This is a genomic window from Williamsia sp. 1138 (genome assembly GCF_002095435.2).
In the GTDB taxonomy this organism is placed as follows: Bacteria; Actinomycetota; Actinomycetes; order Mycobacteriales; family Mycobacteriaceae; genus Williamsia.
On sequence record NZ_MJEJ02000048.1, the window covers coordinates 110,090 to 136,849 of the forward strand.

Annotated in this window: 22 protein-coding genes and 2 pseudogenes; 16 read left to right on the forward strand and 8 right to left on the reverse strand. The window is 64.9% G+C overall.

Going from position 1 to position 26,760, the window contains the following annotated elements:
* The first annotated feature begins 45 nt into the window (after positions 1-45).
* On the forward strand, positions 46-951 hold the full coding sequence (locus tag BH683_RS18985) for a sensor domain-containing diguanylate cyclase (protein WP_246833465.1): 906 nt from the start codon (positions 46-48) through the stop codon (positions 949-951).
* Here BH683_RS18985 and BH683_RS18990 read toward each other — a convergent pair.
* Positions 941-2,185 (reverse strand): MFS transporter, encoded by a 1,245-nt coding sequence (locus tag BH683_RS18990; protein WP_084837838.1) that lies wholly within the window; start codon positions 2,183-2,185, stop codon positions 941-943. The two genes, BH683_RS18985 and BH683_RS18990, sit on opposite strands and share 11 nt — an antisense overlap.
* Positions 2,186-2,222: 37 nt before the next feature.
* Here BH683_RS18990 and BH683_RS18995 point away from each other — a divergent pair, with 37 nt between their 5' ends.
* From BH683_RS18995 to BH683_RS19020, 6 genes and pseudogenes are all read left to right on the forward strand, one after another.
* Complete coding sequence (locus BH683_RS18995) at positions 2,223-2,609, forward strand: DUF202 domain-containing protein (protein WP_084837839.1); 387 nt, start codon at positions 2,223-2,225, stop codon at positions 2,607-2,609.
* An 89-nt stretch (positions 2,610-2,698) separates the two neighbouring features.
* Positions 2,699-3,157, forward strand: coding sequence for a peptide-methionine (R)-S-oxide reductase MsrB (gene msrB / locus BH683_RS19000; protein ID WP_084837840.1), 459 nt, complete (start codon positions 2,699-2,701; stop codon positions 3,155-3,157).
* Positions 3,158-3,673: a peptide-methionine (S)-S-oxide reductase MsrA gene (msrA, locus tag BH683_RS19005; protein WP_084837841.1), complete on the forward strand. Its 516-nt coding sequence runs from the start codon at positions 3,158-3,160 to the stop codon at positions 3,671-3,673.
* Positions 3,674-3,679: 6 nt separating this feature from the next.
* Positions 3,680-3,949 (forward strand): annotated as a pseudogene (locus tag BH683_RS19010) (NADPH-dependent FMN reductase); the annotation flags it as partial.
* 83 nt (positions 3,950-4,032) lie between these two features.
* The gene (locus BH683_RS19015) at positions 4,033-5,289 is read left to right on the forward strand and encodes an alpha-hydroxy acid oxidase (protein WP_084837842.1); all 1,257 of its coding nucleotides are present in this window, start codon (positions 4,033-4,035) and stop codon (positions 5,287-5,289) included.
* A 9-nt stretch (positions 5,290-5,298) separates the two neighbouring features.
* The gene (locus BH683_RS19020; protein ID WP_084837843.1) at positions 5,299-7,260 is read left to right on the forward strand and encodes an amino acid transporter; all 1,962 of its coding nucleotides are present in this window, start codon (positions 5,299-5,301) and stop codon (positions 7,258-7,260) included.
* Between the two features lie 10 nt (positions 7,261-7,270).
* On the opposite strand, the gene BH683_RS19025 is transcribed toward BH683_RS19020, so the two are convergent.
* Positions 7,271-8,677, reverse strand: coding sequence for an FAD-binding oxidoreductase (locus BH683_RS19025; protein WP_246833466.1), 1,407 nt, complete (start codon positions 8,675-8,677; stop codon positions 7,271-7,273).
* Positions 8,678-8,846: 169 nt separating this feature from the next.
* Between BH683_RS19025 and BH683_RS19030 the strand changes: the two genes are divergently transcribed.
* Positions 8,847-9,878, forward strand: coding sequence for an alpha/beta hydrolase family protein (locus BH683_RS19030; protein ID WP_084837963.1), 1,032 nt, complete (start codon positions 8,847-8,849; stop codon positions 9,876-9,878).
* On the opposite strand, the gene BH683_RS19035 is transcribed toward BH683_RS19030, so the two are convergent.
* On the reverse strand, positions 9,875-10,156 hold the full coding sequence (locus BH683_RS19035) for a hypothetical protein (RefSeq protein WP_084837844.1): 282 nt from the start codon (positions 10,154-10,156) through the stop codon (positions 9,875-9,877). The genes BH683_RS19030 and BH683_RS19035 overlap by 4 nt on opposite strands.
* A gap of 156 nt (positions 10,157-10,312) precedes the next feature.
* Between BH683_RS19035 and BH683_RS19040 the strand changes: the two genes are divergently transcribed.
* From BH683_RS19040 to BH683_RS19060, 5 genes are all read left to right on the forward strand, one after another.
* Complete coding sequence (locus tag BH683_RS19040; RefSeq protein ID WP_084837845.1) at positions 10,313-11,776, forward strand: aldehyde dehydrogenase family protein; 1,464 nt, start codon at positions 10,313-10,315, stop codon at positions 11,774-11,776.
* 91 nt (positions 11,777-11,867) lie between these two features.
* Positions 11,868-12,392, forward strand: coding sequence for a hypothetical protein (locus BH683_RS19045; RefSeq protein ID WP_094647580.1), 525 nt, complete (start codon positions 11,868-11,870; stop codon positions 12,390-12,392).
* A gap of 30 nt (positions 12,393-12,422) precedes the next feature.
* Positions 12,423-13,286, forward strand: a complete 864-nt coding sequence (locus tag BH683_RS19050) for an LLM class flavin-dependent oxidoreductase (RefSeq protein WP_084837846.1) — start codon at positions 12,423-12,425, stop codon at positions 13,284-13,286.
* Positions 13,287-13,343: 57 nt separating this feature from the next.
* Entirely contained in the window at positions 13,344-14,780 is a 1,437-nt protein-coding gene (locus tag BH683_RS19055) for a cytochrome ubiquinol oxidase subunit I (RefSeq protein ID WP_094647582.1), read from the forward strand.
* Positions 14,777-15,778, forward strand: a complete 1,002-nt coding sequence (locus tag BH683_RS19060) for a cytochrome d ubiquinol oxidase subunit II (protein WP_084837847.1) — start codon at positions 14,777-14,779, stop codon at positions 15,776-15,778. Before BH683_RS19055 ends, BH683_RS19060 begins: the two co-directional genes overlap by 4 nt.
* Positions 15,779-15,791: 13 nt before the next feature.
* On the opposite strand, the gene BH683_RS19065 is transcribed toward BH683_RS19060, so the two are convergent.
* From BH683_RS19065 to BH683_RS19080, 4 genes are all read right to left on the reverse strand, one after another.
* Positions 15,792-18,287: a polynucleotide kinase-phosphatase gene (locus tag BH683_RS19065; protein ID WP_084837848.1), complete on the reverse strand. Its 2,496-nt coding sequence runs from the start codon at positions 18,285-18,287 to the stop codon at positions 15,792-15,794.
* Complete coding sequence (locus tag BH683_RS19070; RefSeq protein ID WP_084837849.1) at positions 18,284-19,696, reverse strand: 3' terminal RNA ribose 2'-O-methyltransferase Hen1; 1,413 nt, start codon at positions 19,694-19,696, stop codon at positions 18,284-18,286. The genes BH683_RS19065 and BH683_RS19070 overlap by 4 nt, the downstream gene beginning before the upstream one ends.
* 39 nt (positions 19,697-19,735) lie before the next feature.
* Positions 19,736-21,742 (reverse strand): DUF222 domain-containing protein, encoded by a 2,007-nt coding sequence (locus tag BH683_RS19075; protein ID WP_084837850.1) that lies wholly within the window; start codon positions 21,740-21,742, stop codon positions 19,736-19,738.
* 122 nt (positions 21,743-21,864) lie between these two features.
* Positions 21,865-22,749, reverse strand: coding sequence for a hypothetical protein (locus tag BH683_RS19080; protein ID WP_084837851.1), 885 nt, complete (start codon positions 22,747-22,749; stop codon positions 21,865-21,867).
* A 314-nt stretch (positions 22,750-23,063) separates the two neighbouring features.
* Between BH683_RS19080 and lon the strand changes: the two genes are divergently transcribed.
* From lon to BH683_RS19095, 3 genes and pseudogenes are all read left to right on the forward strand, one after another.
* Positions 23,064-25,388, forward strand: coding sequence for an endopeptidase La (lon, locus tag BH683_RS19085; RefSeq protein WP_084837852.1), 2,325 nt, complete (start codon positions 23,064-23,066; stop codon positions 25,386-25,388).
* A gap of 67 nt (positions 25,389-25,455) precedes the next feature.
* Positions 25,456-25,575 (forward strand): annotated as a pseudogene (locus tag BH683_RS29030) (nitroreductase family deazaflavin-dependent oxidoreductase); the annotation flags it as partial.
* Position 25,576: 1 nt separating this feature from the next.
* Entirely contained in the window at positions 25,577-25,903 is a 327-nt protein-coding gene (locus tag BH683_RS19095) for a TfoX/Sxy family protein (protein ID WP_084837853.1), read from the forward strand.
* A gap of 12 nt (positions 25,904-25,915) precedes the next feature.
* Here the strand turns inward: BH683_RS19095 and BH683_RS19100 are convergent, their stop codons facing one another.
* Positions 25,916-26,752, reverse strand: a complete 837-nt coding sequence (locus BH683_RS19100) for a DUF4436 family protein (RefSeq protein ID WP_084837854.1) — start codon at positions 26,750-26,752, stop codon at positions 25,916-25,918.
* Positions 26,753-26,760: the final 8 nt, after the last annotated feature.

Genomic DNA, 26,760 nt, shown 5'->3' on the forward strand with positions numbered 1-26,760 from the left:
TTCTGTGGCCTATCTCTGAGACGACACGACATGGTGGTGACCGAAATGTTCAGTGCTACAGCCGGATCCGGAACGCAGTTCACTGTAGAGGAGGTCGCTTCCATCCACGCGGTGGTTGCGCAGCTGCCGATCGCCGCGGTCGTCTTCAGTCTCGAGTCGTCGGTCATCGCCGCCAACGACGAGTGCCGCCAACTCCTCGGATACGATTCCGACGATCTCACCGGCGCACCGGTCACAGACCTGCTTCCTGACAGCGGATCGGCGACGTTGCAGTTCGACCCCTGTGGCCGCACGAACCCGGCCGGGGGCCTTCGTCGGCTTCGACGTAGCGACGGCACGCACGTCTCATGTTGGCTGCATCTCGGGGCCGGGATACTCGCAGGCCGGCGTGTTGTCATCGCGTGTATGGACCTGGTCAGTCCGATGGTGCACGAAACGGATCTGTGGAGAACCCGAGCCGAGCGCGACGACCTGACCGGTCTCTACCGACGGTCGGCGTTCCTCGACCACGTCAACAGATGGATCGCCGACGACCGAACACTGATCCTCGCGTTCATCGATGTCGATGATCTGAAGCACATCAACGATACTCATGGTCACAGTGCGGGCGACTGCGTCCTTCAAGCAGTCGCACATCGACTTCTGAACTGGCTGCCACCCGGCGCTCTCGCAGGACGATTCGCCGGCGACGAGTTCGTGCTCGCCCTCAGCGCCGCGGACGGTTCGTACACGATCGAGGGCCTGTGTACCGGACTACGCGACCACCTGTGCGGCGAACTCGTTGCCTGGCGCGGTGGCTCGTTGTTCTTGTCGGTGAGCATAGGTGCGGTCATCGGCGCATCGGGCGAAGATGGCGCCCCGTTGGTCGCACGCGCGGACGAGCAGATGTATGCGGCAAAGGCGGCCGCACACCTGGCTCGGGGCCGGCGCAGCGAGGCGCCTACTCGGTGACCGCGGCGGGCCGGACCTCGGCCATCTCCCGGCGCGCTCGCCTGCGGTTCACCAGGATCCCGACGGTCGCGAGGATCCAGACGACGTACTGCACCGTCCAGGCGACGCGGAAACTGTCGAAGGAGTAGCCGCCCATCGCGTCGATGATGATGCCCATCGCCTGCATCACGAGTAGCGAGGCGATGAAACCGCCCATGTTGACCATGCCCTGGGCGGTGCCGAGCATGCTGCTGGGATTGAAGGTGCGCGCGAAGTCGAAGCCGATCACCGAACCCGGGCCACCGATCGAGACGACGACGACCAGAACGATCAACAGCCAGAGCGGCGCCGGACCCGGCAACAGCAGGATGACCGTCCACATCAAGGCGTTGCTGCCCATGATGAACAAGACCAACCGCGATCGGCGTCCGGGGAAGCGTCCGGTGAGCAGTCCGATGACCACCCCTGACAGCACGATCGACACCACCGAGATCGTCAGCAGACCACCGGCGAGACCAGAGGACAGGCCCTGTGCCGTCGTCAGATACGGGATGCCCCACATCAGCGCGAACACAGTGATCGAGAACTGGGTGCCCATGTGCGCGAAGAACCCGAGTCGCGTGCCGGGCCGTTTCGCGACCGCCTTGACGTTACCGAGTGAACCTCGCACCGATACCTTCTGCGCCGCCACAACGGTCCCGCGCGGAGCGTTGCGCACCAGCGCCAGGGTGAGCACCGCCGACAGCACCCCGAGCGCGGCGGCCGAGATGAACGCGGTGGTCCAGCCGCGAGCGTCGAGCAACGCCAGGAACGGCACGGCCGACAGCACCTGGCCGAGCTGCCCGGTGATACCGGTCAGCTGGGTGATCAACGGCACGCGTTTCGGGGCGAACCAGCGTGGCACCAACCGGAGCACCGAGATGAAGGTGAACGCGTCGCCGACCCCGACCAGCGCCCGTGCCGCGATGGCGAGGGGCAGTTCCTCGGTCAGCGCGAGAGTCATCTGCCCGGTGGCCATGATCAGCGCGCCGGCGACGATCATCGCTCGGGAGCCGAACCGGTCGAGCAACAGCCCGGCCGGGATCTGCATGGACGCGTAGACGATCACCTGCAGCACCACGAAGGACGACAGCACACTCGGTGATGCCGAGAAACGGTCGGCGGCGTCGAGCGCGGAGACCCCGAGGGTGGTGCGGTCGAGGACGGCGACGATGTAGACGAACACTCCCGTTGTCCAGACGACCCAGGCGCGCACTCGTCAATCCTAGGGGGTCGACCCCCGAGCGGTGACCATGGATGATTGGCGGGTGCCCACCTCGGACGACGAACCGACCCCGCGAGACACCGTTCCCGGTGCCGTGGACGCGCGCTTCACGCTGGCCGCAGAACGCACCGTGCTGTCGTGGTTCCGGACCGCGCTGGGCCTGATCGCCGCCGGCCTGGCGGTGATGCACGTGCTGCCCGACTACTCGACCCAGACATCTCGCGACATCCTCGGCATCTGCCTGGTCGCGTTCGGGACAGCGACGGCGATCGCAGGCGGTGCGCGGTGGCGCCAGACCACCAACGCACTGCGCGACGGCGGACCGATGCCGGGTCCGCTACCGATCTGGGCCCTGATCTCGCTGCTGACAGTGTTCTCGGTGCTGGCAGTCGTCCTCGGCCTGCAGACCCGCTGACCCTCGGAACACCAGAGCGCCGGGAGTCGTTGTACTCATCGAATGCGTCCCGCAGCCAGCGGTGACGAATCCCGAGGAGGATCATCCACGTGTCGAAGCAATACCGTAAAGATCCGGACGCCGTCGCCCGGCTCAACCCGGACCAGTACGCCGTCACCCAGAAGTCGGCGACGGAGCCCGCTTTCCGCAACGAGTTCTGGGACAACCACGAGGCAGGTCTCTACGTCGACATCGTGTCCGGCGAGCCCCTGTTCACGTCGACGAAGAAGTTCGACAGCGGATGCGGCTGGCCGAGCTTCACGCACCCCATCGACCCGGCGAACATCGTCGAGAAATCCGACAAGGGTTTCGGCATGGTCCGCACCGAGGTCCGGTCGGCACACGGCGACAGCCACCTCGGTCACGTCTTCAACGACGGACCGATCGACCAAGGCGGTCTTCGTTACTGCATCAACTCCGCAGCCCTGCGGTTCATCCAGGTCGCTGACCTGGAGAAAGAGGGCTACGGCGACTACGTCGAGCTTTTCAACACCCAGGAGGCAAAGTAGATGACCGACAAGGCAATCCTCGCGGGCGGCTGTTTCTGGGGAGTCCAGGATCTCGTTCGTAAGCAACCCGGTGTCGTCTCCACCCGCGTGGGTTACACGGGTGACGACAGCAAGCCGAACGCCACGTACCGCGATCACGGCAACCATGCCGAGGCACTGGAGGTCGAGTTCGATCCGGAGCAGACCAGCTTTCGCGATCTCCTCGAGTTCTTCTTCCAGATCCACGACCCGTCGACCAAGAATCGGCAGGGCAACGATCGCGGTGCCAGCTACCGCTCGGCGATCTTCTACACCGACGACGAGCAGAAGCAGGTCGCTCTCGACACCATCGCCGATGTCGACGCCTCCGGGTTGTGGCCCGGCAAGGTGGTGACCGAGGTGGTGCCGGCCGGCCCGTTCTGGGAGGCCGAGCCCGAGCATCAGGATTACCTGCAGCGCATACCGAACGGCTACACCTGCCACTTCGTGCGCCCGGGCTGGAAGCTGCCGCACCGCGCGGACGCCGCAACCAGCTAGCAGTACATGCCCGACCAAGCTGCGGCAGGACGCCTGTTGGTCATCTCCGGGAGTACGCGTTCCGGCTCGACCAACTCGGCGTTCTGTCGCACTGTCGTTTCTTTCGCGTCCGGCGAACTCATCGTCGACGGCATACTCGATGTCGCGATGCTGCCGCACTTCAATCCCGACGATGATCGCGAGCCGCTCCCGGCCACCGTCCACGCGCTCCGCACGGCCATCGCCGCCGCCGATGCGGTGTTGTTCTGCACCCCCGAGTACGCGGGCACACTGCCCGGCTCGTTCAAGAACCTGCTCGACTGGACGGTCGGCGGGACCGAGATGACCGGCAAACCCCACACCCGATCGAAGGACACGCGATGCCACAGCGCCGATTCCCCAAGGTCCACGACCTCGCGCCGCTCATGCAGTTCAAGAGGCCGAGCCTCGACTTCAAGGCGAACCGGCTCGCGAAGGCGCAGACCGTGTACGACCTGCGCCGCATCGCTCAGCGCCGCACACCGAAAGCCGCTTTCGACTACACCGAGGGCGCCGCGGAGGCAGAGATCTCGCTCGGCCGCGCGCGGCAGGCGTTCGAGGACATCCAGTTCAATCCGTCGATCCTGCGGAACGTCGCGGAGGTGTCCACCGGGTGGGACGTCCTCGGCGCACCGGTGGCCCTGCCGTTCGGCATCGCTCCGACGGGATTCACCCGGATGATGCAGACCGAGGGCGAGATCGCGGGCGCCCACGCGGCCGCCAAACACGGGATCCCGTTCTCGCTGTCGACGATGGGCACGACCGGCATCGAGGACGTCAAGGCAGCGAACCCCGATGGTCGCAACTGGTTCCAGCTCTACATGTGGAAAGACCGTGACCGGTCCATGGCGCTCGTCGACCGCGCCGCAAGAGCCGGCTACGACACGCTGCTGGTGACGGTCGATGTCCCGGTCGCCGGAGCCCGCCTGCGCGACAAGCGAAACGGCTTCTCGATCCCGCCGCAACTGACGCTGGGCACCGTCGCGAACGCGATCCCGCGACCCTGGTGGTGGTACGACTTCCTGACCACCGAACCGCTGTCCTTCGCGTCGCTGGACCGCTGGTCCGGAACGGTCGGCGAGCTGCTCGACACGATGTTCGACCCCACCGTCGACTTCGACGATCTGCGGTGGATCCGCGATCAATGGCCCGGCAAGGTCGTGGTCAAGGGCATCCAGAACCTCGACGACGCAAAGAAGGTCGCCGGCGTCGGGGTGGACGGCATCATCCTGTCCAATCATGGTGGACGCCAACTCGACCGGGCACCCATCCCGTTTCACCTGCTGCCCGAGATCGTCCGCGAGGTGGGCAGCGAGTATGAGGTGCACCTCGACACCGGCATCATGTCCGGCGCGGACATCGTCGCCGCGATCGCCCTCGGTGCCCGCTTCACCCTCCTCGGCCGGGCCTACCTCTACGGGCTGATGGCCGGTGGTGAAGACGGCGTGAACCGCATGATCGAGATCGTCGGCGAGCAGGTCGCACGGACCATGCGGTTGCTCGGGGTCACGTCCCTCGAGGAACTCGGACCACAGCACGTCACCCAGCTCGTCCGGCTGGCGCCGCGAATTCACACGTCGTTGTCGCCGAACCCATAGATTGAGCTCATGCGGCACCGACTGAAGGCCTGGCTCCTCAGTGACATCACCGAAGAACCGGCCGGCCAGCTCGGGCCGCTGCGCAGGCCCAGTCGCGATGAGCACAAACACTCGTGGTGGAAGGTCATGTGCCTCACGGGCGTCGACTACTTCTCCACCCTCGGCTACCAACCCGCCATCGCCGCGCTGGCCGCCGGCCTCCTCGCGCCACTGGCCACCCTCGTCCTGGTCCTGCTGACCCTCTTCGGGGCACTACCGGTCTATCGGCGCGTGGCCAGGGAGAGCCCCCACGGCGAGGGATCGATCGCCATGCTCGCGAGCCACCTCCCGAGGTGGGGTGGCAAGCTGTTCATCCTGGTACTGCTGGGCTTTGCCGCCACCGACTTCTTGATCACCATGACGCTGTCGACCGCCGATGCGTCCGCACATCTGATCGCCAATCCCTTTGCCCCGTCTTTCTTGTCGGGCAAGCAGGTGATCGTCACCATCGTGCTGTTGATGCTGCTCACCGCGGTGTTCCTGAAAGGCTTCACCGATGCCATCGGCATCGCCGTAGGCCTGGTGACGGTGTTTCTGACGCTCAACTTCGTCGTGATCCTCGACAGCTTCTGGGAGATCGCCCAGGACCCCCACCTCATCACCGAGTGGCGGTCGGCCCTGACGACGGAGCACAGCAATCCGTGGATGATGATCGCCATCGCCCTCATCGTGTTCCCCAAGCTGGCGCTGGGTCTGTCCGGTTTCGAGACCGGGGTCGCGGTGATGCCTCAGATCGAGGGCGATCCCGGTGACACCGAGGACAACCCCCGTGGCCGGATCCGCGGGGTGCGCCGGCTGCTGACGACGGCGGCACTGATCATGTGCGGCTTCCTCATCACCTCGTCGATCGTGACCACGATCCTGATTCCCCAGAAGGAGTTCGAGGCGGGCGGCGAAGCCAACGGGCGGGCCCTCGCGTACCTGGCCCACGAAAACCTCGGCAACGTCTTCGGCACGATCTACGATCTGAGCACCATCGCGATCCTGTGGTTCGCCGGCGCGTCGGCGCTGGCCGGACTCCTCAACCTCGTCCCGCGTTACCTTCCCCGTTTCGGAATGGCTCCCGAGTGGGCGCGGGCCGTACGGCCGTTGGTGCTCGTGTTCGCCCTGATAGCCATCTTCGTCACGGTCTACTTCAAGGCCAGCGTCGACGCTCAGAGCAGCGCCTACGCCACCGGTGTACTGGTCCTCATCACCTCGGCCACCATCGCGGTCACCCTCTCCGCGCACGCCCACCATCACCGCTCGAAGACCTGGATGTTCGGTGTCGTGGCCGTGATCTTCGCGTACACCACCATCGTGAACATCGTCGAACGTCCCGAGGGCGTCCAGGTCGCCTCGTTCTTCATCGGCGCCATCCTCGTGGTGTCGCTGCTCTCGCGGGTGAACCGGGCATTCGAGCTCCGTGCCACGTCCCTCGAGTTCGACGAGACCGCAACAGAGTTCATCGCCGAAGCAGCCGCGGAGGGGAACATCGAGATCGTGGCCCACGACCCACACAGCGTCGAGGTCGGGGAGACGGAGCGCAGCGGAGCTCGACCATGGAGCAACTACGACGAGAAGGCAGTACAGCAACGGGCAGACAGCAGGCTCGGACCCAACGTCCACATCATCTTCCTCGAGGTCAACGTCACCGATTCGTCGGAGTTCGCCACCGACCTGCTCGTCCATGGACGCAGGCGCGGTGACCACCGCGTGCTGTGGGTGGACAGTCCCGCCGTCCCGAACTCCATCGCCGCGATCCTGCTACACATCCGCGACGAGACCGGCACGGTCCCGAACGTGTACTTCCAGTGGTCCGAGGGCAATCCACTGCTGAATCTGCTGCGATTCCTGTTCATCGGGATGGGCGAGGTGGCCCCGGTGACCCGCGAAGTGTTGCGCCGGGCCGAACCGGCGGTCCCGGACCGGCCGAAGGTGCACATCGGCTGAGTCCGGATTCTCACAGCGGATAGGTCGAGAACACGCCCCTCGGGTCGTACGCGGCGCGCAGCGCTCGCAACCGCTCCAGGTTGCCGCCGAACGCCGCCTCGAGTTCGGCGTCGGTTTCGGCAAAACCCGGCCGTACCTCCACGCTGTAGAACCCCGTCGTATGGCCGGCCAGCACTGCGATGGTGTCTCGGGCCCAGTTCAGACAGGCGGGCCCATCCGCCGCATCGTCCCAGATCGCATTCAGCGGAATGTTCCACTCGCTGCCCCGGCCCCAGAACGCGGTGTCGGTGTCGCCCACATCAGCGAGTGCACCGCCGGTCTGCTGAAAGTCGATCCGGCAGAACGGCGTCGGGGCGGCTCGGACCTGCTTCGCCAGGGCCTGGGCGACCGATTCGTCCAGTGTCGGTCCGACGAACACCGCTTTCCCGTAGAAGGACCCGCGCCGATCTCCTGGCTCCGGCAATGACAGCGGTGCCGGGTCGGCGCCGCCGGCACCGGGTGGGGTGTACTCCGGAAGTCCGCTGAGATATCGCCCGGTCATCTCGGAGCGGTAGTACCGATGTCGAGAAGCGTTTTCCACTTCGCTTGCTGCCAGACGACTTTCGGCGATATCGGTTGCATCTTGGCTGGAACACGTTGTGTAGACAAAGAATATCGGTTCACCGGGCACCAGGTCGGAGTAGCCCAGGACCGCGCCCATCATCGTGTGCCGCGGCACCCGGGGAGCAACCCGGAAGTACGTCGGCAACGCATCGAGCCCGAGCACCATCCGATCCACCCACACGGGTCCCGCCTTGTGGGTACGCAACGTCGCGGAGGTGATGACGCCGAACGGGGGCGCACAACCACGCACGGCCCACCACAGATCAGCGTCGTGGCCGCCACTTTCGTCAGACAAACGAACAACACGGCCTGAGGGAAGTACCAGTTCGACCTCGACGAGGTGATCGATCGTCAGTCCGAGACTGCGGGTGAAGTACCCGACGCCGCCCCGCGACATCAGGCCGAAGCCGGCGTGCGCGGCGATCCCGACCGGAACGATCCGCCCCGCGGGAGCCAGGGCGTCGAGCATGGCTCCGACCGTGGCACCACCGGCGACCACCACCCGGTCACCCTCCTGACGTGCGGAGTTCATGTGTCGCGAAAGATCGAGCAGAACGGCGCCGTCGGCAACACAATTCGAGCTCAGTCCGCCACCGCGAACAGTGACGCCGAGGCCGCATTCATTCGCCGCACGCATCACAGTGGCCACGTCGCCGGTCGTCGCCGGTGACACCACGCAGGCGGGGCGCCGTCGCGAGGCGTCCGGGAAAAACACGCGCCCAAGAGTTTCGGCGTACCCCGCGGTGTCCGGTAGGTGAACCGACCCGGGCAGCTCGGCCGCCAAACGGTCGAGATGCGCTGGCTGGATGTCCACGAGGCGCCTCCTGATCACGGTGGCTCAGCGCCAGCCCGTTGCTGAAGTCTCGCAGAGAACGCCCGGAGACGACCCCTCTATCACCGACCTGTGGTATTCCTTCACGTAAGCCGCTCGGTTACGAACGCGGCAGTCGGGGTGAATCAAGGGGAAGTTCATGGGTACCTGCATGGGTCCAGCTGCATCACGCCGCCGCACAGCACGTCTGCTGATCGGCGTCCTCGCGACCGGCCTCGTGCTGGCCACGACCCCCGCGATCAGCTCCGCGGACGCAGACCCCGATGCCGCGACAGTGGCACCCGACGGGTCGCATCTGGTCAGTCTCACCCTCGGCGAGGGCCGCAGAGCGGACGCCGAGGTCTACTCCGCGGCGATGGACAAGAACATTCCGCTGAAGCTGCTCATAGCGCCCGGCGACGAACCGAGACCTACCTTGTACGTGCTCGACGGCGTCGGTGGCGCTGAGCCCGAGAACGGCATCTTGGACTGGGCCGACGCAGCAGAGTTCTATGAGACCAAAGACGTCAACGTGGTCGCGACGGTCGGTGGCGACTCCAGCTACTTCACCGACTGGCAGAAAGACGATCCAGAACTCGGGCGCAACAAGTGGGCCACCTTCCTCACCGAGGAGCTGCCCCCGATCATCAATTCGACCCTGAACACCACCGGCAAGAACGCGATCGTCGGCCTGTCCATGTCCGCGACGTCCGTCCTGGCCCTGTCGATCAAGAGTCCCGATCTCTACGAGGGGGTGGCATCGTTCAGCGGCTGCGCTCAGACGAGCGATCCGCTGGGCCGGGCCTACGTGTGGATCACCGTGGCGAACTTCGGCGGCAATCCTGACAACATGTGGGGTAAGCCGGATGATCCCGCTTGGGAAGCCAACGACCCCTATATCCACGCCGCCGGCCTGCGCGGGACCGCGCTCTACATAGCCAACGCGTCGGGGCTGCCGGGGCAATACGACAACCTCGAGGCCGACAATGTCGACGGTGAGGTGAGCCAGTTGATCGCCCAGCTCACCGCAGGAGGGGTGATCGAGGCCGCCACCAACCAGTGCACCCACAACCTGAAGAGTCGGCTCGACTCACTCGGCATCCCCGCGACCTACAACCTCAAGGACCGTGGCACCCACTCCTGGGACTATTGGCGGGACGACATCCACGACTCGTGGCCGCTGCTGGAAGAGTCGATCAACTAGAAACCCAGGCCCATCCAGTCGGTCGCGACGAAATCCCTTTCCAAAGAGCGCGCCTCGACTTTCACCTCATCCGGATCAGGGTCCAGGCCGTCGGCCGCGATCGCGCGTAGCGCCGCGGTCACGCCGGCCTCGTACGTCTCGAATCCCCCGATGATCTCGCTGTCGGCCCGCCACCACACCAACAGATGAGTGCCGTTGGGCGATGGGCAGAATCCGATCACCTGACCGTCTTTGGCCAACGTCGGGCAGTCGTCCGGGAAGCCGTCGGTTTCGCTCATGGGACGCACACTATGTGAAGGAGCGGACATTCATTTCTCCACGCCAGGCAGCTCTCGAACCGTGTTTTGGTGACGCGCAGCGAGGGCATTCGGTAGGTCAGCCAGCTCGGGTCGAACCAAGGCTCTCCGGGTCGAACGACGGAAGGGCAGCTGCCGATGACATCGCACTACAGCGGAATGGAATTGCTACCGATCGCAGGCAACTGGGGTGTGGGAGGCAGCCCCCAGACGCTGGAGAACATCGATCCGTACACCGGTGAGTCGCTGACACATATGCACTTGGCGACGACCATCGACGTGGACGATGCCTTCGCGGGTGCCGCAGAGCAGCAACCGGCGTGGGCGGCGCTACCGGCGCAGAAGAGGGCCGACGTGTTTCATCGCGCCGCCCGCATCATGGAGGACCGCAAGGACGAGATCGTCGATTGGCTCACCCGCGAGGCCGGCGCGATCAGGGCGCGGGCGGAGTGGGAGTGGATGGCCGTTCGGGCGGTGATGCTCGAAGCTGCCTCCTATCCCAGCAGGGTCAGCGGCCGCATCCTCCCGGCCGACCTCATACCGGGCAAGGAGAATCGGGTCTATCGGCGGCCGCTCGGGACAGTTGCCGTAATCAGCCCCTGGAACTTCCCGATGCAACTGTCGAACCGGTCAGTGGCCCCCGCCTTGGCGGTCGGCAATGCGGTGGTGCTCAAACCGTCCAGCGACACACCGGTCACCGGTGGCCTGCTGCTGGCAAAAATCTACGAAGAGGCCGGGCTCCCACCAGGGCTCCTGAGCGTGGTGGTGGGTAAGTCGAGCGAGATAGGTGATCACCTCGCGGCGCACCCCTCGGCAGGATTGACGTCGTTCACCGGATCCACCGCGGTCGGTCGGCACCTCGCCGAACAGGCACCGCTACAGAAGATGTCGTTGGAACTCGGTGGCAACGGCCCATTGGTGATACTCGAGGACGCGCCGATCGAAAGGGCCGTCTCCGCTGCGGTCTTCGGCTCGTACTTTCACCAGGGACAGGTGTGCATGGCAACCAATCGCATCATTGTCGACGAACGACTGCACGCCGAGTTCGTCGAACGCCTCCGCGAGCGCGTGAGCGCTCTGACGTGCGGCGATCCTTCTGATCCGGACACCGACATCGGTCCGGTGATCAACCAGAAGCAGTTCGACGCCGTCCTCGAGAAGATCGACTGTGCACGCCGGCAGGGTGCCGATGTGTTCGCCGCCGGCTCCCCGTGCGGTCCGACCGGCCGGGTGCTGCCGCCTCACGTGATCGTGGGCGACAACAACGTCGCCACCGCGAGCGAGGAAGTCTTCGGTCCCGTGGCGACGGTGATCAAGGCGACGGACGACGACCACGCCCTGGCGATCGCCAATGACACCGACTACGGACTGTCGAGCGCGGTGATCACCGCCGACACCGAGCGTGGTGTCCGGTTCGCGCTGCGCATGGAGGCGGGGATGACCCACGTCAACGACACCACCGTCAACGACGAACCGAACACTGCCTTCGGCGGGGAGAAGAACTCGGGCGTCGGCCGGTTCGGAGGCGAATGGGCCATCTCAGAGTTCACCACCGATCACTGGATCAGTGTTCAGCACACCGAACGGACTTACGCCATCTGATCACCACCTCTGGTCACGCCGGGCCTACGTGTTTGCCGTCACACCCGGCCGGGTACTCGCGCGGCACCATCGAACATGTCTGGAGCTGGTCATGAACACCGCAGTTTGGATCGTCATCGCCGTCGTCGTGGTCCTCCTTGTCATCGCGCTCATCGCGCTGCTGACGCGGAAGCGGCGCGCACAACGGCGCGTCGAGGCCGGTCAGATCCGGGAAGAGGCGTCGCATCGCGTGAACGAAGTGCAACGTCGGGAAGCCATCGCCGAAGAATCGGCGGCCAAGGCCCGCCGAGCGCAGGCCGATGCAGAAGCGAAGGCAGCCGAGGCCAAGCGGCTCCAGCACGAAGCACAGTCGCAACAGGGGCACGCCGCCTCATCGCGTCAGGAACTGGACGCCGAGTTCCAGCGCGCCGACAAGCTCGACCCGGACGTGCCTCGTTCGGGCCGCCACGAAGGCGACGTCCAGGACGTGAACGATCAGAACGTGAACGACCAGCGTGGCGGTCAGGCTCCTCCCACGGTCCCCAATGGCGGCAATCGGGGTGGCGGCGTCAACTTGGACCCGAACGGACAGACGCCTCGCCAGGACGGCCAACCGGGCCGGCACGCACCGCACTGATCTGTCGCCGGTCGGCGCTACTGTTTCCACATGCGCTACGGGATCTCGATTCTGCCGGACCAGTCGTGGCACGAGGCGCGCCCCAAGTGGGAGCGCGTCGAGGAGATGGGCTTCGACCACGGCTGGGTGTTCGACCACCTCGTCTGGGGCGGTCTGCCCGACGCGCGGTGGTTTTCCAGCATCCCGACCATGACCGCGCTGGCGCTGGTGACTTCTGAGCTCAAGCTCGGATCGTTCGTGGTCTCCCCGAACTTTCGTCACCCGGTGTCTTTCTCCCGCGAGGTCGAGACCCTCCTCGACATCGCTGGTGACCGGCTTCTGCTGGGGCTCGGTGCCGGCGGCACCCCCGACGACGGTCTCCAGGGTGAGCCCGCGATGACACCGAAACAGAAGGTCGACCGGTTCCAGGAGTTCACGCTGCTCCTCGATCGGCTCCTCGACGAGGATCACGTGAGCGCGGACGGTCAGTACTACCAAGCCCGCAACATGCGGCTGGTCGGCGGATCCGTCCGCGAGCGGGTGCCGTTCATCCTGGCGGGCAACGGCCCTCGCTCTGTCCGGTTTGCCGTCGAGCACGGCGACGCCTGGATGACGACGGGCGTGAAATCAGAGACGCTCGACGAGTGGTTTGCCGGAGTCGCACGCAGCTGCGAGGTACTCGAGGAAGCGTTGGTCCGAGCGAATCGAGACGCCTCCACCTTCGACCGGTACCTCAACGTCGATGCGTCACCCCAATTCTCGTTGGCCAGCCTCGACTCGTTCGACGAACTGGTGGGACGAGCGGGCGAGCTCGGGTTCACCGACGTGATCATCCACTGGCCCCGCGACGGTGATCCGTTCCGCGGTTCGGTGAAGATGCTGGACGCCCTGGCCGAGCGTGGTTTCACCCCGTAGTTGGGCCGAAACACGCGACATCCGGCGCGAACACCGGGTTCATGTTAAAAAAGTCACGTGAGCGCAACGCAGCTCGTCTTGGCTCTGCCCGAGGTCGACCCGCTGCCCTGGGCACGCTCGCAGATGGCCTTCACCCTTGCGTTCCACATCATCCTGGTTCCCCTCGGGGTCTCATGGGCGTTCATGACGCTGATCGCCAACTACCGCGGTCTACGTCACGGCGACGCCGACGCGATGCGTCTCGCGCAGCGATGGTCGAAATACATGGCGGTCACGTTCGCTGTCGGCGCGGTGACCGGGACCGTGCTCTCTTTCGAGTTCGGTCTGCTGTGGCCTGAGTTCATGAGCCAGTGGGGTGAAGCGTTCGGGATCCCGTTTGCCTTCGAGGGGTTGTTCTTCTTCACCGAAGCGATTTTCGTGGCCATCTACATCTACGGATGGAAGCGGCTCAAGCCTTGGACCCATTTCGTCACCGGTATCCCGATCGTCCTCGCCGGCATCCTCGGTAGTGCATCCGTCATCGCCGCCAACGCGTGGATGAACACACCCTCCGGGTTCACCCTCGACGCGGCAGGCAAGGTCGTCGAGGTCGATCCCCTCGAGGTCATCTTCAACAAGTCCATGCCGCTGCAATCGGCGCACATGATCGTGGCGGCCTACGTCGTGGGCGGGTTCCTGGTCGCATCCGTGTATGCGGTCGGCATGCTTCGCGGCAGGCGCGACCATTACCACCGCCTGGGCTTCGTCATCCCGTTCTCGGTGGCGAGCGTCGCCATGATCCCGCAGATGGCCATCGGAGATGCCCTGGCGCGCTGGGTCTATCAGAACCAGCCGATGAAGTTCGCCGCCATGGAGATCGTTCCGGAAACGAGCGGCGACGTACCCGAGACCCTGCTCGGCCGCATCAACGACGACGGCACGGTCAGCGGTGGCATACCCATCCCCGGGATGGCGTCCATCCTGTCCGACCCCTCGTCTGGCACGTCCACTGTGGTGCAAGGGCTGAACAGCTTCCCGGTGGCCGACCGCCCCACCTACTCCCAGGCCAACACCGTTCACCTCGCCTGGGATGTGATGGTGGGCCTCGGATCGTTCCTGATGGTGATCGCGCTCTGGTACGGACTGTGCTGGATCTTCCGGAAAGACATGCCACAGAGCAAACTGTTCCTGCGAGTCGCCGCGTGCTGCGGCGTGCTGGCCGTGATCACGATGGAGGCGGGCTGGATCGTCTCCGAGGTCGGCAGGCAACCGCGGATCGTCTACAACTACATGAAAGTGGAGGACGCAGCCACCGGAAACACCAGCGTCTGGATCACTTTCATCGTCGTCGTACTGATCTACCTGGCGCTCGGGGTGACCACCGTGCTGGTGCTCCGGCACATGAGCCGCCGGTTCCGTGCAGCCGACGCGGCCGAGCAATCGGACGACGATGTCGGTGTTCCGTACGGCCCGACCGGTGACCCCGAGCCTGCTTCATCGGTACCGGACCCATGAGCGACGTGATCGCGATCGTCCTGATGATCGGCATCATCGCGTATGCCGTGTTCGGGGGCGCCGACTTCGGGGCGGGATTCTGGGATCTCGTCGCCGGCGGTACGGACGCCGGAGCGCGCCCGCGCGAGGTGATAGACCGTTCCATCGGCCCCGTGTGGGAGGCCAACCATGTCTGGCTGATCTTCAGTTTTGTGGTTCTGTGGACCGCGTTCCCCGAGGTGTACGCGTCGATCACGTTGACCCTGTTCGTCCCTCTCACGATCGCAGCGCTGGGAATAGTGCTGCGGGGCTCGAGCTTTGCCTTCCGCAAGGCTGTGCTGCGCACCCGTGACCGGCGGCGCTTCGGCGCGGTCTTCGCGACGTCGTCGGTCCTGGTCCCGTATTGCCTGGGCGCGGTGATCGGCGCCATCGCGTCGGGGCAGGTGCCACCGGGCGGCACAGCCGGCGACTCGTTCGCGAGCTGGATGAACCCGGTGTCGATCCTGGGTGGTGTGCTCGCCGTCGTCGTGGCCGCCTACCTCGCCGCGGTCAACCTCATCTGCGATGCCCGCCGACTCGCCGACGACGAGATGGTCGAGTATTTCCGTCGACGGGCGATGGGCGCAGCGGTCGTCGCAGGGATCGCGCTCGCGGTCGGCGTTGTGGTGCTCCGCGAATACGCACCGTATCTCTTCGACGGACTCACCTCGAGGGCCTTGCCCTTGATGATCGCGTCCGGGATCTGCGGGGTGGCATCACTGGCGCTGATCGTCCGCCGCGATACCCGGTTCTCGCAGTGGCTCTCGGGTGCGGCGGTGGTGGCGGCGCTCGTTGCCTATGGCGTCGCGCAGACGCCCTACCTGCTGCCGGAGACCGTCACGGTGACCGAGGCGGCAGCACCGTCGGGCACGTTGGGTGCGCTGCTGGTGGCCACCGCCGCGGCCGGACTGATCGTACTTCCGTCTCTCGGCCTGCTCTACGTGCTGGACCGGAAGAACCTCTTGCCCGAGGAAGGCTGAACGAGCCGGGGCTTCACAGGCGTGGATCAACCGGTTCGGACTCCATGGCGAGAACACCGAACACGCATTGGTGCACTCTCCAGACGGGTTCACCCGCCACCGCTCGGCGGATGGATTCGAGACCGAGAGCGTACTCGCGCAGAGCCATCGACCGCTTGTGGCCGAGATTGCGCTGCTTGAGGCGCGAGAGCGTCGACGGGTCGGTGTAGTCCGCTCCGTAGATGATGCGCAGGTATTCGGGTCCACGGACCTTGAGTCCCGGCTGTGCCAGGCCTTTCGGGCCGCGGACCAGATTGTTCAGCGGCTTGACCACCATGCCTTCCCCGCCATTGGCCGTCAGGTCCTCCCACCACTCGACGCCGGCAGCAAGGGACGTTTCGTCGGCGGTGTCCACCACCAGACGCCTCGTCGACCTGAACAACTCAGGGTCGTTGTGTACCAGACGGTCCGCGATATCGAGGTGCCACAGGTGATCGTGTTTCTCGTAGGTTCCCGCGTCACTCGCCAGCACCTGGAAGGGCGCAACCTGAATACCCAGCGCATTGTCGATCGGCTGCACGTAGTGACGGTACGAGTCCACAAACCGCTGGGCGTTGTCAGCCCTCGACCGCGTTCGAGCGAGCAGATCTCCGACATCCGCGCCACGCGCTGCTGCTGCCTCGAGCACGCCTATGGTCGCCGGAACGGCGGCGGTCGCAGCCGCACCGACCTTCGCGTACTGACTGCGGACCATTGCCTCGGCCTTTGCGGTCCACGGCAGTATCTCGGTGTCGAGCAACAACCAGCTTGCCCCCAGTTCGGTCCAGATGCCTGCTTCGGCAACGGCATCAGCGATTCGGTTCAGTACCTCCGTCTGCCGGTCGGCATCAAAGAACGCCCGTCCGGTGCGCGAGTAGATGACGCCGGAACCATCCACGCTCACGCGCACGATGGCGCGCGACCCCATGTGCTTCTCCTCGCAGATGACGCGGTCGACGGCACGCTTCGCGTAGTGACTGAACGCCTCGTCCGGATATTCGAGGACCCCGTCCCGCGACGAGCTGTCGACCGGCGACATCGTCGGCGGCAGGTAGATCAGCTGCGCAGGGGCAATCGCGAACCGGCTCATGACTTCCAGAGCTCCGGCCGCATTCTCCTCACGCAACGACAGTCGCCCCATGTGCTCGGTCTCGATCACGCGGTGACCGAGGATGTCGGTCAGGGTCAAGACCTCCAGATCACGATCCGGAGGAGCCAACGGGCGCACCGGCTCGTAGTGGGTGGCAGTGGCAGGCACCGAGACCACCTCACGCTCTGGGTAGCGCAGCGCCGTCAGTGCGCCACCGAACACACACCCGGTGTCCAGGCACATGGTGTTGTTGATCCACTCGGTCTCCGGCACCGGAGTGTGCCCGTACAACACCATCGCGGACCCACGGTAGTCATCGGCCCAGGGGTACCGGACCGGCATGCCGAACTCATCGGTTTCACCACTGGTGTCGCCGTACAGGGCGAATGCTCGCACCCGACCCGACGCCCGGCCGTGGTACTTCTCCTTCAGACCCGCATGCGCGACAACGAGTTTGCCGTCGTCCAGCACGTAGTGAGCGACGAGCCCGTCGCAGAACCGACGTACGTCGCTGACAAACGACTCGTCCTCGGATGCCAGCTGATCGAGTGTCTCCTGCAGACCATGGGTTGGCTTGACGTCCTTGCGCCCCAGCGCGCGAACAAGTTTCGCCTCGTGATTGCCTGAGACACACAGCGCACTGCCGCTTCGGACCATGCCCATCACCAGACGCAGCACACCAGGCGAATCCGGTCCGCGATCGACCAGATCGCCGACGAAGATCGCTCTCCGGCCGGCGGGATGCGACGCGTCGACCGGGCGACCACTCCCATCACGGGTGATCACGTAGCCCAGGGAGACGAGCAGCGTCTCGAGTTCCTCGCGACACCCGTGCACGTCGCCGATCACATCGAACGGACCGTGCTGTTCGCGCTGATCATTGAACAGCCGGGTTCGAACGATCGACGCCTCCGCGACAGCCTCAGCCGAGTCCAGAACGTGGATCGTGCGAAATCCCTCGCGTTTGAGGCTGCGCAGTGACCGCCGCAACTGATCGTGCTGGCGCTTGATGACGTGCGTGCCGAAGTCGCGGTCAGGTCGAGACGCGTTGCGCTCCGCCGATACCGCGATCGGCAGGTCCAGGACGATCGCCACCGGGAGCACGTCGTGGTCCTTGGCCAACGCGAGCAACGACTTTCGGGACGAGGGCTGCACGTTGGTCGCATCGATCACCGTCAGACGACCCCGGTCGAGACGTTTGCCCGCGATGTACTCGAGCAGGGCGAACGCATCCGACGTCGCGGCCTGGTCGTTCGGATCGTCGGAGACCATCGCGCGGCAGGCGTCGCTGGACACCACTTCCGTCGGCGCGAAGTGTGTGGCGGCGAACGTCGACTTGCCCGATCCGCTGGTGCCGACGAGGACAACCAGCGACAGTTCGGGAATACTCAATTCGCTCATGCGCTTTCCCCCGTCTCCACCAGTCGCCCGAAGATGGCCATCTGTGTCGGCGACCCGACCTCGTTGTCGAGATCGCCCACCGGGCGCATCACGACGTCATAACCGTAAGTCTCACCGACAGACCCGGCCCAGGTGGTGAACTCACCTCGAGTCCACTCGAAGCGGTGGTCAGGGTGCCTAAATCCGCCGCCCTGTAACGCCGGATAGTGCACGTTGTATTCGGAATTCGGTGTCGTGACCACGACATGACGTGGACGCATCGCGCCGAAGACGTTGGCCACCACGGCAGGGAGCCGGTCGGGGTCGATGTGCTCGATGACCTCCATCAGGATGGCCAGATCAACCCCTTCCAGGCGTTCGTCCTCGTACTGCAGCGATGACAGCAGCAACGACAACCGGGCCGACTGGCGCTCGGTCATGTCTGCCACGTGCAGACGCTTCGCTGCCTTCGTCAGTGAGGTGTCCGAGACTTCCGTACCGATCACGCGTGCAACCCCCTGAACCTTGAGCAACGCCCCCAGGAGTGCTCCGGGACCGCATCCGAGATCGACGACCGTCGCCGGGCGCAGGTCATTCACGACCTCGAGAACCGCGTCGTGGCGCAGGCGGACGAGAGGGCGCGACACGGCAGGCTCCTCCTCCTGCACTGCTTCTTCGACGGGTCTGTCATCCAATTCGACCAGCCGCTGAGCCGCAGCGTCTTTCAGCGCGCGCTGGTGGGCAAGGTAGCGATGCGTGATCAGTTCGCGTTCCGGGTGCGTCGCAAGCCATCCCGATCCTGCCCTGACCAGCTTGTCGACCTCAGCATCATCGACCCAGTAGTGTTTGGCGTCGTCGAGAACCGGTAGCAACACGTAGAGGTGGTTCAGCGCCTCCGACAGCCGCAGATCGCCCTGAAGGGTCACCGACGCCAATGGGGCGTCGCCCCACTCCGGCCGGGTCGCATCCAACGGGATCGGATCCGCCGTCACGTTCCATCCCATCGGCTCGAACAGGCGGGTCAGCAGATCCGGGATACCCGGTACCGCAGGCAGCGTGATGGTCAGCGGTAGCTCAGTGTCGACCAGATCCGCACGTGCCGTGCAATGCCCGTTCAGCGCAGACCGGAAGACCTTGGCCATCGCCACCGACAGCAGCGAGGAAGCAACGTACGGACGATCGTTGACGTACTGCCCGAGCGCGAATCCGTCGTTCGCGCCAGATCGGCCACGTACCAACGCGACCGGATCGACCTCGAGGACCATAGCGACCGTGCACCGATCACCGCTGACCTCCGGATAAAAGACATGCGCCGTTCCGCCGTAGACGGGGAACTGCTGCACCTTCTCTGGATGCTTGTGCAGCAGGAAGCCCAGATCGCTCGGCACTGCAAAGGCCGGCGATCGTTCGGCGGAGATGGTCAACAGCATCAGGACAGTCTGACCTATGCACCCTGTCCAGAACACCGGTTATTCATCGAGCAGTTCTCGGCGCAGTCGGTTGCGATTGCGTTCCTGTTGTCGACGTTGATGTTTGGCTTCGGTTCTGGACCGGGTGCGGGTTGGTTGATCCGGTTTTCGTCTACGCGGCGGCGCCGGGGTCGGGTCTTCCCATTCTATGTTTCGCAACGCGGGAAAGAGATCGTCACCGGTCCAGGCAGGACCGTCGTAGGTGCGGCCTTCGGGTGTGATGACCACCGTTCGGGTACGCCCTTGACGGTCGACGTACTGGTCATCTACCCAATCCGAATGCGTCTTCAGCAGGTGATGGAAACGACAAAGCGCTTTCATCCCCGTCGGATGGGTATGGCCGCCCGCGGCGGGGTCCTCGTGGTTGTATTCGGTGCTGTGATCGAGATCGGCGGTCCAGGCGGACTGGTTGCAGCCGGGCCACATGCAATACAGGTCACGCATCCGAAGGTAGGCATCAAGAACCGCCGACGGTCGGTAGTGGTTGCCGCGTTTGACCGGCGGAAGCGGGATCACCTCGAAGGCGCGCGGTGTGACCTTGTCCCAGTCGACGTTGTCCAGATTGCCGAATCGGGGATCCTTCGGCGGCGCGGGCATGTTCATCGTCGTGGGGGCAGCCTTCTTCGCCGCGCGGCGGGCTGCGCGATTCGGTTGCGACGACGAGCAAGCGCCGTGTGCACCCGCATCCGAGTGTTCCCTGGACGCATCCTGGTGAGGAGCCGCGCCATCATTCGATGCGGTGCCGCCCGGCTCTTCACCGGTTTCGGCCTCGGCCTTGGTCTCGGTCTCGTGCTCGTGCTCGGTTTCGGATTCGTCGGTTTCGTCTTCGTCGGTGACGTCCTCGCCCGGGTCGACGGTCGCCTGTGCGCCTGAATCCTCTGCGCTAGCAGGTTTTTCGGATCCTGATGCTGGCTCTGCTGGTTTCGGCATGGGTTCTGCTGGTTCTGGCGTGGGCACTGCCGGTTCCGGTTTGGGCTCCGCTGGTTCTGGCGTGGGCTCCGGCGCAGCTTCGGGTGCTGGTCTCTTCTTGTTGCCCGTGGGCCGCACTGTGGTCGAGTCCTGCTTGGCGAGGTCGCGAGCGTGTTCGGCGGAAATGACGCCATGGCCTTCGAGGTAGCCGGGCTCGTCGTCTTCACCGTCGAGCGTGGACTGGTTGGCGATGGCATGGAGCACGATCTTGACGTCGACCCCACCGATCTGCTGCGTCTTGACCAGCGGCCAGATCTCCGCCTCACAGGGATGCTCGTCGTCCTCATCACACAAGCACTCGAACTCGCGGCCCATCGTGATCGCGAACAACGCATCAGACATCCGCTGAGCCTTCTTGCGCGGATCGCGTCGGCAGGTCGACTTCGCCAACATCTCCAAGCGCTTCATGATGATCGCTGTGTGCTCGGCCGACAACGTCGCGGTGAGGCTGCTCATCCCGTTCTGCTCACCGTCACTCCACACCCCACGCTTGTCCTTGGCGTCCTTGCGGTCGTCGCGGATCAGGTCCGGATCGCGCCGGAAGATGGTGGCATCGATCATGTCCCGCATCGCCTTGCTCGACCACGACCCTTTGCCGCGCAGGCTCTCTGCGATGTCGCGGTCGATGTCGGCGGCATGGTCAGTGCCCTCGATCAGATCGGTACGCGAGACGATCTTCGGGATGTGATGCCAGGCCACCAGACCGTGCTTGAGGGCCAATGCCACCTTCGGCAACCGGTCCCGCAATGCGAGCGCACAGGTGAGATGACTTTCCGCTGCCGTCTGGGACAGACGGTTCGCCAAAGCCAAGCGAGCTGCGGCCTGGACGTACGCGTCCTGCAGGAAATCATGGGAGGCTACGCTTTCGGCTTCGAGCTGCCGGTGCAGTTCGGCGGCATAGGTGTAGCGGGCCCATTCCAGATAACCCTGCCCGGTCAAGGCCCGCTCGATCGAGGCCAACAAGTCGTTGGCCCGCAACGACATCGCCGGCGTTATCCCGGTGATGGAAGGGTCCAGACTCGGCCACGGTTCGAACATACTTGCTAACTTACGGCAGGGGTCTGACACGCCGACGACCAAAACAGGCCTACCGCGACCCCGGATCAAGATTCATCTGTTCAGATGACAAACAACCCTGTTCGCTACTTCTATTTCGCGGTCTACTTCTTTTTGGTCCCAGGAAGTACACCGGAGTCGATAACGGCCTTCACGAAAGGCTTGGTGGCAGAGAGCAATTCCTCCGACTTCGAATCACCGGCCCACGCGGCGGCCGCAGCGTCGTCGGTGAGGTCTTCGATGTGGTCGTACAGTTCGCCGCCCGCGGCCGTCATGGCCTCTCCGGTTTCCGTTCGTTCGAGCAGGCCACGCGCGACGAGGCGCTCCACGGCAGCGTCCCAGTCGTCGTCGCTCCAGCCCCGGGTGATCATCACCAGCTTCTTACCGAGTGCGCGTCGCCGCAGGGTCGGATCGGGATGGGGCGATTCGTGCAACACCAACGCCTCGAGCCGATCCAGACCAGCGATCACCAATGCCGCGATGTGCGCGTCCCCACGCCACTCTCGGATGATCGCGATGGAATGCCACAACCGCACGTGCGGCTGGGTCGGTGGTGTCGACGCCGCCCACGCTGCGGCCAGTGGTCGTCCACCCATGGGCAGAGTCGCCGCTTTTTCGGCGTAGCGATCGGCCAGCTCATCGAGGGCCGGGTCAGCGATCCGGTCGCCGAGTATCGGGCGGAGGGTTTCGTCGAGCATCTGGTAGCGGCGGGCGTCGACCACGTCGAGGCCAACCGCCTTCGCCGCATCCCATCCCGGAGTGACGACAGCGGGACTGAAGTTGAAGAATGCTGCTGCAACGACCGACGCGTCACAAGGTCCCAGCGGCGCCCCTCGCGCCCCGACGTACCAGCCGTGAAAGTCCAATCCGGTGTCGGCGCAGGCGCCTTTGATCTCGGGGCTGAAGTACGCGAGGACGTGGAACGGCTCGAGGGTCTCGTACGCCGCGCGGGCGAGTGCCCGGTCGGACCCCGAGTACTTGAATGTCATCCGTTCTTCCTACCGGAGACGACCGGGTCACCTCAGCAGATCACCGGGTTCGGGTTCATTCCGAAATCGGGAGCTGCGGTCTGTTGGAGGTAGATGGTCGCGTTGCTGTCGACACCCCGGCAACGGTGATCATCACCTATCAAGTCGGTTCGACTCCCCCGCCGGCAACGAATTGCTTCGGTTCGGTCTGCTTACCTGCCTGATAGATAGGCCAGAAGCACACTTCCTGTTCGCCCTCGATGAACACCGCCACCTGGCGGAACAAAGCTCCTCATGCCGAAGTTGAGTCCGATGTACTTAACTTTGGAGGAAACATGACCGAACTCAATCGCCTGCCGGTGTTGTTCCTGACCGACCCTGTCCTGCTCCCCGGCATGGTGGTCCCGGTCGAACTGGATGACGCCGCCCGCGCTGCCGTCGACGCTGCGAAAGCCAGCGACGCCGGCAAACTATTGGTCGCGCCGCGCCTGGACGACCGCTACCCCGCCTACGGCGTCGTCGCCTCGATAGTGCAGCTCGGCCGGATGGCCGGCGGCCAGTCGGGCGCAGTGCTCAAGGGCGAGTCCCGCGCTCACATCGGCTCGGGAACCACGGGCCCCGGAGCTGCGCTCTGGGTCGAGGTCGAACCCGTCGACGAACCCGACGTCACCGATGACGTCCGCGAACTGGCCGCCGAATACAAACAACTGGTGCTCGCAATGCTGCAGCGCCGCGAGGCCTGGCAGGTCATCGACTCGGTGAACAAGCTGAGCGACCCCTCGGCTCTGGCCGACACCGCCGGATACGCCTCCTACCTGACCGATGTGCAGAAGCGCGAAATGCTCGAGACCCCTGATGTGGGCGAGCGTCTGCGCACCCTGATCACCTGGACCCGCGATCATCTCGCCGAGGTGGAGGTCAACGACAAGATCGCCGGCGACGTCCGCGACGGCATGGAGAAGACGCAGAAGGAGTTCCTGCTGCGCCAGCAACTCGCCGCGATCCGCAAGGAACTAGGCGAAGACGAACCCGACGGCAGCGACGACTACCGCGCCCGCGTGGAGTCGGCGGAGTTGCCCGACAACGTTCGTGAGGCTGCGATGCGTGAGGTCGGGAAGTTGGAGCGCGCCAGCGATCAGAGCCCCGAAACCGGTTGGATCAGAACCTGGTTGGACACAGTCCTCGACCTGCCCTGGAACGTGACGACCACCGACTCCACCGACATCAAGGGCGCCCGGGCGATCCTCGACGCCGATCACCATGGTCTGGATGACGTGAAGGATCGCATCGTCGAGTACCTCGCGGTCCGAGCAAGACGAACCGAACGTGGCCTGCAGGTCGTCGGCGGGCGTGGCTCTGGTGCCGTCATGGTGCTGGCGGGACCTCCCGGAGTCGGCAAGACGTCGCTCGGTGAGAGCGTGGCCCGGGCTCTGGGCCGTAAGTTCGTGCGCGTCGCATTGGGCGGCGTGCGCGACGAGGCCGAGATCCGCGGGCACCGGCGTACCTACGTCGGCGCGCTGCCCGGACGCATCGTGCGTGCGATCGGAGAAGCAGGATCAATGAATCCCGTTGTGCTGCTCGATGAGATCGACAAGGTCGGCGCCGACTATCGCGGCGACCCCAGTGCGGCATTGCTCGAGGTCCTCGACCCAGCGCAGAACCACACGTTCCGCGATCACTACCTGGACCTGGATCTCGATCTCTCCGACGTCGTCTTCCTGGCCACCGCCAACGTGATCGAGCAGATCCCGTCGGCCCTGCTGGACCGCATGGAACTCGTCACCATCGACGGCTACACCGAAGACGACAAGGTCGTCATCGCCCGCGATTACCTACTGCCCCGCCAGCAGGAGCGCGCCGCGATCACCGATGATGAGGTCGACGTGACCGACGCAGCGCTGCGCAAGATCGCCGCCGACTACACCCGTGAGCCCGGCGTTCGGCAGTTCGAGCGATTCCTTGCCAAGCTGATGCGCAAAGTCACCACAGCACTGAGTGACTCGGACGACGGCGCCAAGATCACGGTGGACGAACCCGATCTCGTGAGCTATCTCGGCAAGCCTCGGTTCACCCCGGACTCGGAAGAGCGTACGGCGGTGCCGGGCGTGGCGACCGGACTGGCGGTCACCGGACTCGGTGGCGACGTGCTCTACATCGAAGCCGGTTCCACCGACGGCGAAGGACTGGTCCTCACCGGGCAACTCGGAGACGTGATGAAGGAGTCCGCCCAGATCGCACTGAGCTATGTGCGTTCGCACGCAGTCGAATTCGGTATCGATCCGAAGAGCCTCGAGCGGAGTATCCACGTCCACGTACCGGCCGGTGCCACTCCCAAGGACGGACCGTCCGCGGGCGTCACCATGGTCACCGCCCTGGTGTCGATGGCGACCGGGCGCAAGGTCCGGGCGGATGTGGCGATGACCGGGGAGGTCACCCTCAACGGCCGGGTTCTGCCGATCGGCGGCGTGAAGCAGAAGCTGCTCGCCGCAGCGCGATCGGGGATGACCACCGTGTTCATCCCGGCACGCAACGAGCCTGATCTCGATGACGTACCGGCCGAGGTGTTGGAAGCACTGACCGTGCATCCGATGACCGACGTCGCCGACATCATCGCCCAGGCACTGGAGCCGATCGAGCAGAACGCGACAGCCGCAGCCTGACCATCGACACCAAGACCCCACCGACATCTCGACTGTCGGTGGGGTCTTCGTCTATCGTCCATGTCGTGCTTATCTGCTCCCCGACGATGATGCAGCCGCACGCCTCGAGACGCTGCCCACTCTCAACAGTTTCGGCGTCCGGACGTTCGGCACCAACTTGCTGACCATCCGCATCGATTTGGACTGACATGGCCTACGACGACGACCTCGCCGATCGGATCCGCGAACTGGTAGGCCCCGAGCCCGGGGTGTCCGAGAAGCGGATGTTCGGCGGGCTGGCGTTCCTGATCAACGGGCACATGGCCGTTGCCGCCAGCGGTCAGGGCGGACTCATGGTCCGGGTGGACCGTGACGAGCGCGAGGCACTGCTGAAGGGCAAGTTCGTATCACCGATGATCATGCGCAACAGAGAGACCCGCGGATGGTTGCGCGTCGACGCCGACGGCCTCAAAACGAAACGGCAGCTGCAGACGTGGGTCGCGCGAGGCGTCGAACAGGCGCGGTCTGCTCGGTGAGATCGGGCGCTGTCAGGCAGCCTGTTTCCACCAGGCGATCACGTACAGCGCCAGCGATGTGACCAGACCGACGAGCACCCAGAGCACGACCGAATAGTCGACCCACGATCCGAACGGCGGTGTACCGGGGAAGATGTTGCGAAGTGGCAGCACTGCGAACAACATCACCGCGAACCACGTCACCATCGGGGGCTGAAATGCCTTGCGGTGACGTACCGTCTGGATCGAGACAAAGAGGGTGCAGATCGGCAGGACGATGAGCATCACGCACAACGCGAGATCGAATGTCAATGAACCGGCAGTCCTCGACGACGTGATCGTGAACGCCTGGCCCTCGGTCGGGTCGGTGTCGCCTGCCTCGACGTCCCAGCCGATGAGCGAATCGGTGATCGCGACCTCGGTGGGCAATGCCGTGTCGTTCGGGCCGTAGGCCCGGACGGAAACCGACTCCGAGGTATAGGTGTCGAAGGGCCAGTGTCGAATGTCGCCGTCGCTGTACAACGTCACCGGCAGCGTGCCCGGCCGCGACCCGCTCGAGAACTGGATGTTCGAGGCAGAGAGCATCGGCGACACATCTATCAGCAGATCCTCTTTGAGGTCGCCCCTCGCATCGAGCAGATCGGCGCCGGGATAGACGGAAACGTGACCGCTCACCGAGAAGTCGGCACCGTTCACGGCATCTACGTCGAGGTAGATCAACACCCCGTTCGCTGCCGGTTCACGCGAATCCGAATCGTCGTCGGCGTTGCCCGCGGCGTAAGCCACCAGCACAGCGATATAGACGATCAACAGACCGACCACAATCGCCAGACCCTTTATCCACGTTGGTCGTTTACCGGTCTCCACCATTCGGTGAG